Consider the following 13,905-nt stretch of genomic DNA (forward strand, 5'->3'; position numbering starts at 1 on the left):
TGCGAGGCGGTGAGTGTCAACAGCGGTGTCACGCGCAGAGAATGCCACATCAGCACCATGAGGATGAGGGGGACGATCGCGATGGCCAGCGCCGCGCCTCGCCATCCGGCAGCCGCCGCCAGCATCGGGAAGGCCAGGCTCGCCGTCAGCTGACTGGCCTGAACTCCGGACTGCTTGACCCCCACCCAACCGATCCGCTTCGTGACCGGCACACGCTCGAGAAGGACCCGATTGGTGACGCCGTTGGGGAAGGATTGGGCGATGCCCGAGATGCCTGCGGCGACGAGCAGCATCCAAAAACCTGCAGGGACTGCGACCAGCGCCATCGCTGCTGCGGCGAGCACGAAGACCAGCGTCATCAGAGACACGTCGGAGTGCCTGTCCGCCACCCGCCCCAGGGTCGCATTGCCGATGGCTGCGCAGGCGAAACAGACAGTGGCCAACAAACCGAACTGGGCTTCCGAGATGCCCAGGTCGACGATGATCGAGTCGCTGACAGCGCTGAGTCCGTAGAGCAGGAGCGGCCCTGAGCCGACAGCACCCAACAGGACCGTCAGAAGGCCTCGTCCCGGTGCCCCTTGCTCTCTCCTGTTCACCCGTCACTCTCCTCGCGCTCCACTCCAGCATGGTAGTCCTCGGCTCGGCTGCGGTGGAATGAGTCCGGCTGGTGACCACGGCGTGCAGCACGTGGACAAGGCGCGGATCTGGTTCGACAGCGTCGGCCCGTCCGTGCGCAGCCAGTGCACCGACAGTGCTTGGGTCAGGGCATGACGCAACCGGTGGCCAGGACCGTGGCGTAGGAGTAGAACACCGAGGAGAAGACCGTGACGAAAGCGGCGAGCACACTGGCGAGTGCCATGACGGGCAGCACCCCGGACGCCATGTCAGCGGGTGAGACCAATTGCCGGATCCGGTCGGGTCCGGCGATGTTGAGGGCATAGGATCCGCTGAGGTGGCCGGTCACGTCCGTGGGCTGCCCGATCTTGAGCAGGGCGCTGGCCAGAGCCGGAGTTCCCGCGGTTCGTCGTGCACGGTCGTCGGCGGCGATCTCAAGGTAGAGGGGAATGGAGGCGGCCACCTCGGCGAACAGGGGAATGAACGACAGCGGCCGCACGAACGTGTCGACGATCGCCATGATCCGATGATGCCCGCCCTCGACATGGGCTCTTTCGTGTTCGAGCACGGCGGTGAGCTCGTCCTTCTCCAGGCTCGAGCACAGCGCCTGGGAGACGACCACACCCCCGTACTTATGCGGCAGCGAGAAGGCGAAGGGAGTCTCCTGGTCGAGGACGTTCAGCGACCGGCCATTGATATCGGCGACTGTCGAGCCGCGCAGCAGCCGCGCCGCAGCGGAGGAGTTCTCCCGGCGACGTCGTGCGCGCTGGCGAAGACCCCACACGACGGAGAAGACGGAGACCACGAGTGGGAAGACGAGGAAGACGACGACCGGGATCAGGGTTTCGACTCGTGCGAGGTCCGGGAACGGACTGGCCGCGATGAGGCAGCGCGAACAGACGTCCGCGAGAGGAACCGGCAGCACGTCAGGACCTTGGAACAGTGAGGCGGCCAGCAGGCTCAGTGCGACCACGACCGCCCACCACATCAGGGGCACGGACAGGAGCCCGAACACAGCGAGTCGCGGTGCTCGCATGAGAACCGGGGCAGCCGTCCTCACAAGAAAGGGACCGATCCAGGTGATGAGGGCGAACAGTGCGGCCGCACCCGCGCCGATGAGCAGCAGACTCATCCGTGCTCATCCTTGGAGTTGAGGTAGCTGCGCAGGAGTTCGATGTCCTCGGCGCCGATGCCGTCGACGAAGTGCAGGATCGATGCCGCCCGGTCTCCCCCGTTGACCAGTGCTTTCTGCATGAGTGTCGCGGCGTGCTCTTCGCGGCTGATATTCGGGGTGTGGAGGACTGATCGGCCCTGACGTTCACGTTGGACCAGGTGCTTGCGTTCAAGATTGGTCAGCACTGTCGCGATCGTCGTATAGGCGGGAACGTTGTCCGAGGCTTCGATGATCTGCCTGACCGTCAACGGCCCCTCGTCCCACAGCAGGTCCATGACCTGCTGTTCGAGCGCGCCGAGGCGGATCGGCGATGATTTCTCGGTCGCGGCCGATTCCGATGTCATGGCAGACGGCTCCTTTCACGAGTGGGCACCGGGCAGGAGAACTGCCCCTTGAGACGGACGACCACCGCGACCAGCAGCAGGACGACCGACAGGACCGCCAGCACGGGCTGAAGCGGTGCGAAGTATGTGAGAGCCCCAGTGTAACCGAGCACGACGAGCGCGATCTTATTGCACACCGGGCAGCCGACGGCGAACCAGCCGAGCATGCCGCCGACGGTGCCGAACGTACCCCCGCGAGGTTCGGAGCTCGTCGCGCGAGCGCCGGGCTCGCGGACATAGGTGGCGATGAGCACGCCCAGGAGGACCGACATGAGAATCCAGACCGGATAGTCCCACCACACGGGTGGAATGTCTCTGGAGAAGAAGGAATTGGGGATGAGCACCGTGGACATTCCGATGATGAACACGGAGGCGCCGGCGGTCGCAATGGCGACGAGGATGCGGCGGGTGTTCCACATGCGAAGCGCCCGGGTCGCGTCGGAGAGATATGAGAACAGCACCATGGTCCCTTCTTTGCGCAGCGTCGTACAGTCTGTTTACTATGGGAGTTAGTATACTATGCCAGATAGTAAAGTTCCATCATGCGTTGCCTCGGCTGCGCTCTGATCCGACTCTCCCGACCCGACTTCCTCAGGAGGTTCCCGTGTTCCGTTCTGCTCGCGGCCCCATGGTGTGGCTCGTGCCCTTGGCTGTCATCATCCTCGCTGCGGTGCTCATCGGCGTGGTCATCGTCAACCAGGGCCCGTCCGAGGACAGCGCGAACGCGCATTCGCAGAGCGAGTCGGGATCCGGCAGCGAGTCCGAATCCGGCACCGAGGAGGTCGATCTGTCGTTCGTCGAGCACAGGGTCGAGGGCGACAGTCACGCGCTCGGCGAGGTCGATGCCCCGGTGACTCTCGTGATGTTCTCCGACTATCAGTGCCCGTACTGCGCATCCTGGAATGAGGAGACGATGCCGGCCATGATGGATTACGTGGACAAGGGCGATCTGCGGATCGAGATGCGCGATCTCGCTGTCTTCGGCGAGGAGTCCGAGAGGGCGGCTCGCGCAGCCTATGCCGCCGGCCTCCAGGGAAAGTACTGGGAATTCCACAATGCCATGTTCGACGGCGGCGAGCATCCCCCGAAATCCGAGCTCGACGACGACTCGCTGGTGTCCGCGGCCGAGGACCTCGGCCTCGACCCCACGAAATTCAAGGGTGATATGAACTCGGTCGACGCCCACGAAGAGTTCGACGCCACGGCCCAAGAGGGCTACTCGCTGGGCGTGGCCAGCACCCCGACATTCGTCATCGGCGGCAAACCCCTCGTGGGTGCGCAGCCGACCAAGGCATTCGTCGGCGCCGTCGACGATGCCCTCGCCGAGGCGGAAGGGTAAGGAAGCGTGCGACCACGATCCACCGCCTCGGCGGTTCTGCCCCTCATCGTCGCCGTCGTCCTTCCACTCAGCGCCTGCTCGGGGTTCGGCTCGGGCTCACAGTCGTCCGAACCGAGCACGGCAGGCTCACAAGCTCCGAGCTTCGACTCCGGTGAAGCTGCGAGCGTCGAGTCGGGTGAAGCAGGCAGCGCTTCCGCTGCGGAACGCACCGTCGACCCCGGCTGGGACGCCCCGGCCCAGGAAGCCGACGGGACATTCCTGTCGATGCACGAGAACGACGACAGCCTCGAATATCGCGCCGTCGACTCGGGTGGTCAGGTTCTGTGGACGGCACAGCGTCCCCGCGCCTGTTCCGCCTACCTCGTCACCACCACCGACGACGGTCCCATCGCAGTCCTCATGGACCAAGGCTCTGCGACAGGCGACTCACTCACACCGACCGCGAGCGGCTATGACCTCACAACCGGCCAGAAACGGTGGGGACCGGTGGAAACACCCGGAGCAATGCTGGGCAACGGCCTCGTCTTCGCGGGCGCACCGAAGGACTTCATCGGAATCGCCGGGCCCCGCACCGCGCTCGACCCGGCCACCGGAGATGTGGCCGCTGTCGAAACTGAGAATGAGAGCGACGACGCCTCGCCGCGGGTGGTCGCGCTGTTCGGTGAGCACCTCATTCGCAGTCAGGACGGCGACATCGTCGGGGAGGATCTCGACGGGCACAGGCTCTGGACTCGGGCAGCCGAGGACTTCGGTTTGTCTGCCTCCGAGGCCCGGGAGGTTCCCTGGGAGCCGATCGGTGAAACCCACGCGCTGCTCGGCGATGCCGGCAGCGAGGAGCGAATGCTCATCGACCTGGACTCGGGGGCGAGCGTCGATTCGAATATCTCCGGGGCCTGGTTCGACTCATCGAGCGAGACCCTGGTCACCGCCGGGTCCGATCTGCTCGGGTTCGACTCCGACGGGACCAAACGCTGGAACACGCCTTTGCCCGAGAACGCCGAGGTCGCTGCCGTGGGTGCCGGTCTCATCGTCTTCGACTCGGAGAGTGGGAGCCGCTCGTCAAGTGGGAGCGACTCCTCGAGCGGCTATGACTCGGATCAAGGGGAGACGGAACAGTCGATCACTGCCAGATCAGCCCGGGACGGAAACCTTGCCGAAGGCGGTACTCCCCTGCTCGAAGCGATCGAACGCCTCGGGTCGCCCCACCACATCTCCGAATCCGGCGCCGCGCTCATCGGTGACCCGCAGACACCGCTGTTGGTCACGAGTCGGAGCTGACGGTGGCAGCGCCAGACCGCCGTCATCTACACTTTACTAAGCCGCATAGTAACTCAGGAGTGGTGATATGCCGAGACACGAAGCGCTCAGGCCCCAATACCGATGGTGGATACCCCTCACGGTCATCGCCATTGCCCTGGCTCTCGTGCTCATGATCCTCCTCATGGATCGCGAGCAGGGCGATGATTCTGACCTCTCGACCTCCGGCAAACAGAAGGAACCGGACGTCGTCGTCACCGAGGTCGAGGATCCCGAGCAGAAGGATCTCAGCGACTTCGACACTGACGATGACGATCCCCTGGCCGACGGACCGGTGGATGCCCCGGTCACGCTCGTCGTCTTCTCCGACTATCAGTGCCCGTACTGTGCGGCCTGGTCACAGGACACTCTGCCGACAATGCTCGACTACGTCGACTCCGGTGATCTGCGCATCGAATGGCGCGAGGTCAACGTCTTCGGATCCGCATCCGAACAGGCAGCCGAGGCAGCCTACGCCGCAGCCCTGCAGGACAAGCACTGGGAGTTCCACGAGAAGCTGTTCGCCGGAGGCAAACCACGGTCGCCGGAGGAGCTCTCGCCCGAAGCGCTGACCTCCGTGGCCGCCGACATCGGCCTCGACATGGACCAGTTCGAGGAAGACATGAACTCGTCTGAGACGGCCGAGGCCGTCGATAAGAACGCGGCGATGGGCACCGAACTCGGCGCGTTCTCGACTCCGACATTCATCCTCGACTCTCAGCCCTACGTCGGGGCCCAGCCCACCAGCGTCTTCGTCGACGCCATCGAAGCGAAACTGGAAGGAGCGAACTGATGGACATCGGATTGCTCAGCGCCTTCATCGGCGGCGTCCTCGCTCTGCTCAGCCCCTGCGCGGCCCTGCTGCTGCCGGCCTTCTTCGGCTCCACAGTCGGGGTCGGGTCACGACTGCTGCTCCACGGCGGCATCTTCTACGTAGGAATGCTGCTCGTCCTCATCCCTTTGGGAATGGGGGCAGGAACCCTGGGAGCGCTCTTCACCGCCTATCGGGGCACCATCGTCCTCGTCGCCTCGGCGATCCTCATCATTCTCGGCATCGTTCAGTTCTTCGGCTTCGGCTTCGACCCCGCCAAGGCGCTGCCCGGCGCCGACGCCATGAGGTCCAAGTCCGCCACGGCGACGGGAGCGACGAAGACATTCCTCCTCGGCGCCACGAGCGGGATCGCCGGAGTCTGCTCCGGGCCCATCCTCGGCGCGGTCCTGACTCTGGCGGCCACACGCGGCAGTGTGTTCCTCGGCGGCGTGATGCTCGCGATCTACGGGGCCGGAATGGTCGTGCCTCTGTTCATCATCGCGGCTCTGTGGTCGCGGATGGGACCGCGGGCACGGGCAGTCATGCGCGGTGGTTCGGTCACGCTGTTCGGCCGCCGACTGCCCGTCGTCTCGATGGTCACCGGGGCGCTGATGATCCTCATCGGCATCGTGTTCTGGATGACCAACGGCCTGGTCTCGGCTCCATCGCTGGTCTCGACGTCCACCCTCGCCCATATTCAGGAATGGGCGAGCTCCTGGACGACGACGACGATCGACATCCTCGTCGTCTGCCTACTGGCTCTCATCGCGATCGCCTGGTGGTTCCGTCATGAACGCCGTCGCAACCAGGACAGGCCGGACAAGGACAGGCGGGACCAAGACACACAGACCAGAGACGAGCCGAGGCACTGATGCCTACACGAGGACTCTTCGCAACAGCGCTCGGCCTGTGCACGGCGCTGGCGCTCGTCGGCTGCACCTCGGCGAAGGAACCGCCCGAACTCGACCGTGAACCGAACCAGGCCGGGACCGAACTCGACGCGGTCGACGGCTCCGACATGCAGCTGCCACTGATCGTCGAACCCCTCGAACTCGTGGAACCGGGCTGGGATCTCGACGTCAAGCACCTCGGCGATGTCTTCCTCTCAGCCGGCATCGGTGACGAACGTCTGGACTTCAGCGCCGTCGACAGCAACGGCACCACACTGTGGCAGGCGCAGCGCCCCCGGGGCTGCACGGGATTCACCGTGACCGTCGACAGCGAAGGGAATCCACTGGCGGTGCTCACCGACTCCGCCTCCGATCAGAGCTGCAGCACCGAGGTGACGGCGAGCGCCTACGACCTCGAATCGGGTGAGCAGCGGTGGGGTCCGACTGAGGTGCCCGGCCCGATGCAGGGTCCGGGGACGGTCTTCTCGCCCGCCGATGACGGCGACAGTGATGGTGGAGGAACTGTGGCACTCGATCCTGACACCGGTGAGGTCGCGGACCAGGGCGCTTCGGATTCTCGTGTGCTCGGCGAGCATCAGGGTCTGATCCTCAGCGTCGATCACGACACGCTCTCCGCCACTGACGGCGCAGAGACCGCCTGGGAGATTCCGCTGTCGGATCACGACTGGAAGGCCGAGGGACTCTCAGCATTCCCCGACCAGGTCGACGGCCTGATCCACCTCGACGCGAAGGATGGATCCGGGCCCGTCATCGATGCGCAATCCGGCGAGGTCCTCGACGACTCCGCCAGCGAGATCGCCCAAGACGCGAACTCGCAGATGGTCATCACGAGAGACGCGCAGGGCCTGACGGTCATCGATGCAACAGGGATGAACGAACTCCCGGTCTCTCTGCCCGAGTCCGTGGTCCTCGAAGCTGCCGTCGGCGGACTCATCTACCTGCGCGAGGGCGAGACTCTGCGGGTCCACAATGCCGCCACCGGCAGCATCGCCCGAGGCTACCCGGCGCAGGGGTCGGGCACCGTCGCAGTTCCCGACGTCTTCACCTCGAAGGGCTTGGGAACTCTGCGGGCCGGTGACCGGACCCTGCTGGCCACAGACAGGGTGGTCGAAGAGTCGGCACAGGGGTAGCGCGGCTGTCTCGACCGCCCGAATGTTCGACGCAAAGAAACGACTCTTCGGGCAGACTGGTGCCATGGCATCATCTGGGCACATCGATTCGACCGGCAGCAGCACCGGCGGCAGCAACGACCCCGGCCACCGGACGCTGTGGGCCAGGGTCAAGGCCGATCTTGAGCGGAGGATCAGGCGGGGAGAGTTCGACAGCACTTTCCCGGGCGAATTCGAGCTCTCGAAGCACTACGAGGTCAGCCGCTCGACGATCCGTGCAGCACTGACACCCCTGCGCCAAGAAGGCCTCGTGACAGCTCAGCCCGGGCGTCCCTCCGAGGTCGTCCATGTCGCCAGGGAGCGTCGGTTCGGCCCGGTCTACAGCCTGTTCGCTGCGGTCCAGAAATCAGGGATGACACAGCGCAGCACCATCGACGCTGCGGAACTGCGCAAAGATCCCGAGGTCGCGAAGCGCCTCGGCGTCGGACCCGATGCAGACCTGGTCCACATCGCGAGGATGAGGTACGCCGACGATGAGCCGCTGGCCATCGATCGCGTGTGGCTGACACACGAAGCACGCGGAGTCCTCGAACAGGATCTGACCCACACCGCCCTCTACGATGCCTTGCAGCGGTGCTGCAATCTCACCCTGACAGCAGGGCAGGAGACCGTGCATTCGGTCAACCTCACCTCTGAGCAGGCGCGCCGTCTCCACTCTCGGCCCGACTCAGCGGCCTTCTTCATCGAACGCCTGGGCAAGATCGACGACCGGGCGCTGGAATGGCGAGAAACTCTCATCCGCGGTGACCGCTTCACCGTCACGACCACCTACCCCTGAGTCCCACCGCCTCTCGCCCCTCCTCACAGCACACCTGACACCGCAGGCTCTGCCCAACACTGCCCGGGCGCGCACGGACGCGCCCTACCACTGTCCGCACCCGGGCACACACTGCCCCTGTCCGTCGGGCACGCACTGGCCGCGCACCCGACAGTGCTTCCTCGGTCGGGCTCCGCAGTGATCACATTGATGTCCTCCAGGGCTTTCCTCCAGCCATAAATGTACGTACATTAGAGATGTACGAACATTTGAACGGACCATCTGCAGAAATTTCCCTGTGCCGTCGGCCAATCGCCGCTCAATCGCGGCGGGCGCCACAGAACCAAGGAGGGATCGACAGTGAGCATGCACCATAGGACCGTCGTCATCGGTGGAGGGAACGCGGGCCTCAGCGTGGCTTCCCGTCTGCGCAACGCCGGCCAGGACGATGTGGCAGTCATCGAACCGAATACCGAGCACTACTATCAGCCGTTGTGGACGCTCGTCGGCGGCGGCGCGGCCCCGCGCCGGGAAAGCGTTCGCCCCGAAGCGCAGGTCATGCCGCAGGGAGTTGCCTGGATCAAGGACTCGGCGTCTGAGATCGAGCCCGACGATCACACCGTGAGGCTGGCCTCCGGTGGCGAAGTCGGTTATGACTACCTCGTCGTCTCTCCCGGCCTGCAGCTCGATTGGGACCGTGTGCCGGGCATGAAGGAGGCCATTGCAGGGCCACAGGCATCGAGCAACTACGATTTCGAGTTGGCACCGAAGACGTGGAAGCTCATCAAGGGCATGAAGCGCGGCACTGCCGTGTTCGCCATGCCTTCCGGGCCGATCAAGTGCGCTGGAGCTCCGCAGAAGATCGCCTATCTGGCGGCCGATCACTGGAGGCAGCAAGGGGTGCTGGATAAGATCCGCGTGGTTCTCGTCCTCCCCACGCCGGGCATGTTCGGCGTCGAGGTCTTCGCCAAGGAGCTCAAGAAGGTCGTGGAACGCTACGGCATCGAGGTCCGCTTCAACAGCGAAATCACAGACATCGATGCCGACGCTCAGTCCGTGACCATCACAGACAATTCGGCTGAGCGCACCGAACAACTCGACTACACCATGCTCCATGTCGTCCCACCGCAGTCCGCACCTGATTGGATCAAACACAGTCCCGTGTCGAAGCCCGGTGACCCGAACGGCTACGTCGACATCGATCCCAACACCCTGCAGCACGTGCGCTGGCCCGAGATCTTCTCCCTCGGCGACGCAGGATCGTCGCCGAACTCGAAGACAGGCGCTGCCATCAGGAAGCAGGCTCCGGTCGTGGTGGAGAACCTGTTGGCAACAATGGAGCACCGGCCCGTGAACGCCCGCTACGAGGGCTATGCCTCCTGCCCACTGACGACATCGCGAAACACGATGCTCTTGGCGGAGTTCGACTACAGCATGCAGCCGGCTCCGAGCATCCCGGTCATCGACACCACGCACGAACGTCGCGACATGTGGTATCTCAAGCGCTACGGCCTGCCGGCCATGTACTGGAACCTCATTCTCAAGGGACGAGCCTGAACTCCCTGCCCGGCACTGCCGCACACAGCAGTACCCCACCCTGCACATGACGAACATCGGAGAATATTCATGCTTCTCGAACGCATCTACGACGAAGACCTATCGCAGGCCAGCTATTTCATCGGCTGCCAGCAGACGAATGAAGCCATCGTCATCGACCCTCGGCGGGACGTCTCCGTCTATCTGGACCTGGCCCGGTCCAAGGGCATGCGCATCATGCATGTCACAGAGACCCATATTCATGCCGACTACCTCTCCGGGACCCGCGAGCTGGCCGAAGCCACCGACGCGACCATCTGGGTCTCGGGCGAAGGCGGACAGGACTGGCAATACGGCTTCGCAGGTCAGCGCCTCTACGACGGCGACACCATCACCGTCGGCAACCTCACCCTCGCCGCGGATCACACTCCCGGGCATACTCCTGAACACCTCTCCTTCCGGCTGACCGACGGTGCCGCCGCCGACAAGCCCGGCTACTTCTTCACCGGCGACTTCGTCTTCGTCGGAGATCTGGGGCGCCCCGATCTGCTCGACGAGGCTGCAGGCGGTGTCGACACCCGATTCGAGGGCGCCAAGCAGCTCTTCCGCAGCCTGCGCGACAAGCTGCTGGCACTGCCCGATTACGTTCAGATCTTCCCCGCCCACGGTTCCGGCAGCGCCTGCGGCAAAGCCCTAGGCGCCGTTCCCACGACCACGGTCGGATACGAACGGAACTTCTCCTGGTGGGGTCGTCATCTCGCAGCCGACGATGAGCAGGGCTTCATCGACGAACTTCTCGAAGGTCAGCCGGATGCACCGGCCTACTTCTCACGGATGAAGCGGCAGAACCGTGAGGGACCACAGATACTGGGACACCGGAATCCCCTGCAGGAGCTCGACGCCGAGACGGTGAAGAAGGACGTGGAGGAGGCCACAGTGACCTTCGTCGACACTCGAAACCAGCACCAGGTCCATCAGGGAACCGTCCCCGGGGCGATCAACGTCCCGGTCGCCGGCAAACCCGCCGCCCATGCCGGTTGGGCCCATGATCCTGAAGCCGATTCGCGTCCACTCGTCCTGCTTGCGAAGGATCAGGACCTCGCACAGCTGATGTGGGACCACCTGATTCGCGTCGGCATCGACGACGTCACGGGATATGTGACCAGCCTCGACGAACTTCCCGTGGTGGTGCCCGAACTGGTGTCACCATCCGATCTGGGCACGACCGACTACGATCTCCTCCTCGATGTCCGCAACGCCTCTGAATATGTCGCGGGGACCATCCCTGGGGCGAAGCAGCTCAGTGCAGGTCGAGTCCTATGGCACCAGGACGAGCTGCCGACGGACGGGACGATCGTGACGTTCTGTCAGAGCGGAGTTCGCAACTCTGTGGCCGCCAGCGCCCTGCGCAGAGCCGGTCACCGTGTCGTCGAGCTCGAGGGCAGCTACCTCGGCTGGCAGGCCGCTCAGAAGTAGGACCGACCTCACACGCATCCGGCGCCACCGTGCGCCGGATGCGTGTGCTGTGTCAGATTCCGGAGATCATGAACTTCTCTCTCGCACTCACGTTGGCCCTCGCCCTGGTCATCGGCCTCACCCTGGGGCTGCTCGGGGGCGGAGGCGCAATTCTCGCTGTCCCGGTGCTCACCTATATCACCGGCCTGGAGCCGGTGCAGGCAATTCCGACCTCGCTGTTCATCGTCGGTGTCACGTCGCTGGTCAGCCTGAGCCTGCATGCGGCGAAGAAGCGGGTGGTGTGGCGCACGGGGCTCATATTCGGGGTGGCAGCCATGGTGGGGGCATTCGCCGGCGGCCGAGCGGGAGCATACGTCCCGGCTCCGGTGCTGATGCTCTCCTTTGCCGCGGTGATGACGGCCGCCGCCATCGCGATGATTCGCGGACGTCGGCAGACCGGTGACCAGCCTGAGAGGCCACCGGAGCTGCCGATCAGCAAGGTCCTTGCCACCGGCGCAGTGGTCGGACTGGTCTCCGGGTTCGTCGGCGCGGGAGGGGGCTTCCTCATCGTTCCCGCGCTGGTGCTCTTGGCACGGCTTCCGATGCCACGCGCCGTGGCCACGTCCCTGCTCATCATCACCATGCAGTCTGCGTCCGGACTGGCCGGCTACGCCCTCTGGACCCCACTCGACTGGTCGCTGGCTGTGGCCATCGCCGGCCTCGCCGTTGCCGGATCCTTCATCGGGTTCTGGCTCAGCAACAGACTTCCCGACCGGGGCCTGCGCAAGGGATTCGGGGTCTTCGTCCTGGCCGTTGCGGCAGTCGTCGTCATCGAGGAGACGCTGCGGCTCGTCGGCTGAGAGGAGGCTCCCGATGTCCTCAGGCCACGCGCTCGGTCATCAGGCCACCCGCTCCGGGTAGGAGTAGACGTTGAAGCGGCCCCTGCGGTTGAAGCCGATGACGCTGACTCCCACGCTCTTGCCGTGATCGACGGCGAGCGCCGAGGGTGCGCTGACGGCCGACATCATCGGAATGCCCGCCATCGCGGACTTCTGGACCAGTTCGAAGGAGGCGCGTGCCGAGACCTGCAGGACGGTCTTCCGCAGGGGCAGACCCTGATTGGCCATGGCCCAGCCGATGACTTTGTCGACGGCGTTGTGGCGGCCGACGTCTTCGCGGCCGATGAGCAGCTCGGGTTCGGCATTCGGATCCTCGCCGACGGCGAAGAGTGCGGCGGCATGGACTCCTCCGGTCTTGTCGAAGACCTGCTGCTGCGAGCGCAGCCGGTCCGGCAGTTCGCCGATGCGCGCAGCGCTCAGTAACTCCGGGAACTGGAACTCCGCCTCCTCGTCGACATGGAACGATGCCGGGATCAGCGGGTAGGCGGAGGTCTTCGTCACCGCGTCGATGGCCGCAGTGCCACAGATCCCACACGAGGACGAGGTGTAGACGGATCTGGCGGGGGCCGCCTCGGCGCTCCAGATTCCGGGTCTCAGTCGCACCCGGGCGACGTTGTAGTTGCGGGATCCATCGGGTTCGAGCCCGGAGGAGAAGTCGATCTCCTCGATATCGCCCATGGTCGTCACGACCGCCTCGGAGAGGAGGTAGCCGGCGATGAGTTCGACGTCATTGCCGGGGGTGCGCATCGTGACGGCGAACTGCTCTCCGTTCAGGCGGATCTCGAGCGGCTCCTCGCCGGCCACGGAGTCCGGCCCGGCGGAGAGCTCGCCGGTGGCGTCGAACCTGTGGACTCGGGCGCGAACGGCCCTGCGCTGCTGCATGTCGATCAGACCCTTGGTCCGTGGTCGGTGGTGTCCTCGACCGAGGTTTGGATATGTTCGAGGAGCTCGTCGATGACGGTGATGCCGTCCTTGACTCCACCCTTCGAGCCGGGGAAGTTGATGACGAAGCTGCGGCCGCGCACGCCGGCGACTCCGCGGCTCATCACCGCCGAGGTGGTCGCTTCCAGTCCCTTGCGCCACATCGCGTAGATCAGGCCCGGAGACTGTCGTTCGAGGAGTTCGGCGGTGAATTCCGGGGTCCGGTCGTCGGGAGCGAGTCCGGTGCCGCCGCTGGTGACGACGATGCGTGGGCGCTCGTCCTCGCCGGCGTCGACGAGGAGGGACCGGAGAGCGTGACCGACGGGTTCGCCGTCGCGGACGACGATGGGATCGGGTGTGGTGTAGCCGCGTGAGCGCAGCCAGCCGACGAGGATCGGGCCGGTCGTGTCCGCCGCCTCTCCCCTGGCCGCCGAGGTGGAGGCGATGATGACCGCGGCTACGCGTCCCGCGCCGAGGAGGTCGACAGCCTCATTGTCCGTCGAGTTCTCAGTGGTCACAGACGATCCTTCTTCCCAATGCACACACGTTCCGATCTCCATTGTTTCACGGCCGGTCGCCGTCCGGTCGACCTGTTCCAACTGCTCGACTTCAGCCTCCTTCTCCGCGCCGGCGGAGCCC

General features: G+C 65.0%; 15 protein-coding genes. 9 read left to right on the plus strand and 6 right to left on the minus strand.

Features of this window, described 5'->3' with window-relative positions; genetic code table 11:
- The 4 genes from L0G76_RS09405 to L0G76_RS09420 form a co-directional block, all read right to left on the minus strand.
- On the minus strand, positions 1 to 596 hold a 596-nt coding region (locus L0G76_RS09405), incomplete at its 3' end, for an MFS transporter (protein WP_304357018.1).
- 164 nt (positions 597 to 760) lie between these two features.
- Positions 761 to 1,747, minus strand: coding sequence for a M56 family metallopeptidase (locus tag L0G76_RS09410; protein WP_304357019.1), 987 nt, complete (start codon positions 1,745 to 1,747; stop codon positions 761 to 763).
- Positions 1,744 to 2,133, minus strand: a complete 390-nt coding sequence (locus L0G76_RS09415; protein WP_092106412.1) for a BlaI/MecI/CopY family transcriptional regulator — start codon at positions 2,131 to 2,133, stop codon at positions 1,744 to 1,746. Before L0G76_RS09415 ends, L0G76_RS09410 begins: the two co-directional genes overlap by 4 nt.
- Entirely contained in the window at positions 2,130 to 2,636 is a 507-nt protein-coding gene (locus tag L0G76_RS09420; RefSeq protein ID WP_304357020.1) for a hypothetical protein, read from the minus strand. The genes L0G76_RS09415 and L0G76_RS09420 overlap by 4 nt, the downstream gene beginning before the upstream one ends.
- A 140-nt stretch (positions 2,637 to 2,776) precedes the next feature.
- Here L0G76_RS09420 and L0G76_RS09425 point away from each other — a divergent pair, with 140 nt between their 5' ends.
- The 9 genes from L0G76_RS09425 (at position 2,777) to L0G76_RS09465 (ending at position 12,306) form a co-directional block, all read left to right on the plus strand.
- Positions 2,777 to 3,511, plus strand: coding sequence for a DsbA family protein (locus tag L0G76_RS09425; RefSeq protein WP_304357021.1), 735 nt, complete (start codon positions 2,777 to 2,779; stop codon positions 3,509 to 3,511).
- A gap of 6 nt (positions 3,512 to 3,517) precedes the next feature.
- Complete coding sequence (locus tag L0G76_RS09430) at positions 3,518 to 4,789, plus strand: hypothetical protein (RefSeq protein ID WP_304357022.1); 1,272 nt, start codon at positions 3,518 to 3,520, stop codon at positions 4,787 to 4,789.
- Positions 4,790 to 4,856: 67 nt separating this feature from the next.
- On the plus strand, positions 4,857 to 5,600 hold the full coding sequence (locus L0G76_RS09435) for a DsbA family protein (protein WP_304357023.1): 744 nt from the start codon (positions 4,857 to 4,859) through the stop codon (positions 5,598 to 5,600).
- On the plus strand, positions 5,600 to 6,490 hold the full coding sequence (locus L0G76_RS09440) for a cytochrome c biogenesis CcdA family protein (RefSeq protein ID WP_304357024.1): 891 nt from the start codon (positions 5,600 to 5,602) through the stop codon (positions 6,488 to 6,490). The genes L0G76_RS09435 and L0G76_RS09440 overlap by 1 nt, the downstream gene beginning before the upstream one ends.
- Complete coding sequence (locus L0G76_RS09445; protein ID WP_304357025.1) at positions 6,490 to 7,659, plus strand: hypothetical protein; 1,170 nt, start codon at positions 6,490 to 6,492, stop codon at positions 7,657 to 7,659. The genes L0G76_RS09440 and L0G76_RS09445 overlap by 1 nt, the downstream gene beginning before the upstream one ends.
- Before the next feature lie 64 nt (positions 7,660 to 7,723).
- Positions 7,724 to 8,476, plus strand: coding sequence for a GntR family transcriptional regulator (locus L0G76_RS09450; RefSeq protein ID WP_304357026.1), 753 nt, complete (start codon positions 7,724 to 7,726; stop codon positions 8,474 to 8,476).
- 345 nt (positions 8,477 to 8,821) lie between these two features.
- Positions 8,822 to 10,012, plus strand: a complete 1,191-nt coding sequence (locus L0G76_RS09455; RefSeq protein ID WP_369696174.1) for an NAD(P)/FAD-dependent oxidoreductase — start codon at positions 8,822 to 8,824, stop codon at positions 10,010 to 10,012.
- A gap of 69 nt (positions 10,013 to 10,081) precedes the next feature.
- Positions 10,082 to 11,467 carry an MBL fold metallo-hydrolase gene (locus tag L0G76_RS09460; RefSeq protein ID WP_304357028.1) on the plus strand — a complete coding sequence of 462 codons (1,386 nt, stop codon included), beginning with the start codon at positions 10,082 to 10,084 and terminating at the stop codon, positions 11,465 to 11,467.
- A 68-nt stretch (positions 11,468 to 11,535) separates the two neighbouring features.
- Positions 11,536 to 12,306 (plus strand): sulfite exporter TauE/SafE family protein, encoded by a 771-nt coding sequence (locus tag L0G76_RS09465; RefSeq protein WP_304357029.1) that lies wholly within the window; start codon positions 11,536 to 11,538, stop codon positions 12,304 to 12,306.
- A gap of 39 nt (positions 12,307 to 12,345) precedes the next feature.
- On the opposite strand, the gene fdhD is transcribed toward L0G76_RS09465, so the two are convergent.
- Together fdhD and L0G76_RS09475 are read right to left on the minus strand one after the other, a co-directional pair.
- Complete coding sequence (fdhD, locus tag L0G76_RS09470) at positions 12,346 to 13,227, minus strand: formate dehydrogenase accessory sulfurtransferase FdhD (protein WP_304357030.1); 882 nt, start codon at positions 13,225 to 13,227, stop codon at positions 12,346 to 12,348.
- Positions 13,228 to 13,232: 5 nt separating this feature from the next.
- Positions 13,233 to 13,905: MogA/MoaB family molybdenum cofactor biosynthesis protein (locus L0G76_RS09475; RefSeq protein WP_304357031.1), on the minus strand; the 673-nt coding region annotated here is incomplete at its 5' end.

The organism is Brevibacterium picturae, assembly GCF_030453725.1.
In the GTDB taxonomy this organism is placed as follows: domain Bacteria; phylum Actinomycetota; class Actinomycetes; order Actinomycetales; family Brevibacteriaceae; genus Brevibacterium; species Brevibacterium sandarakinum_A.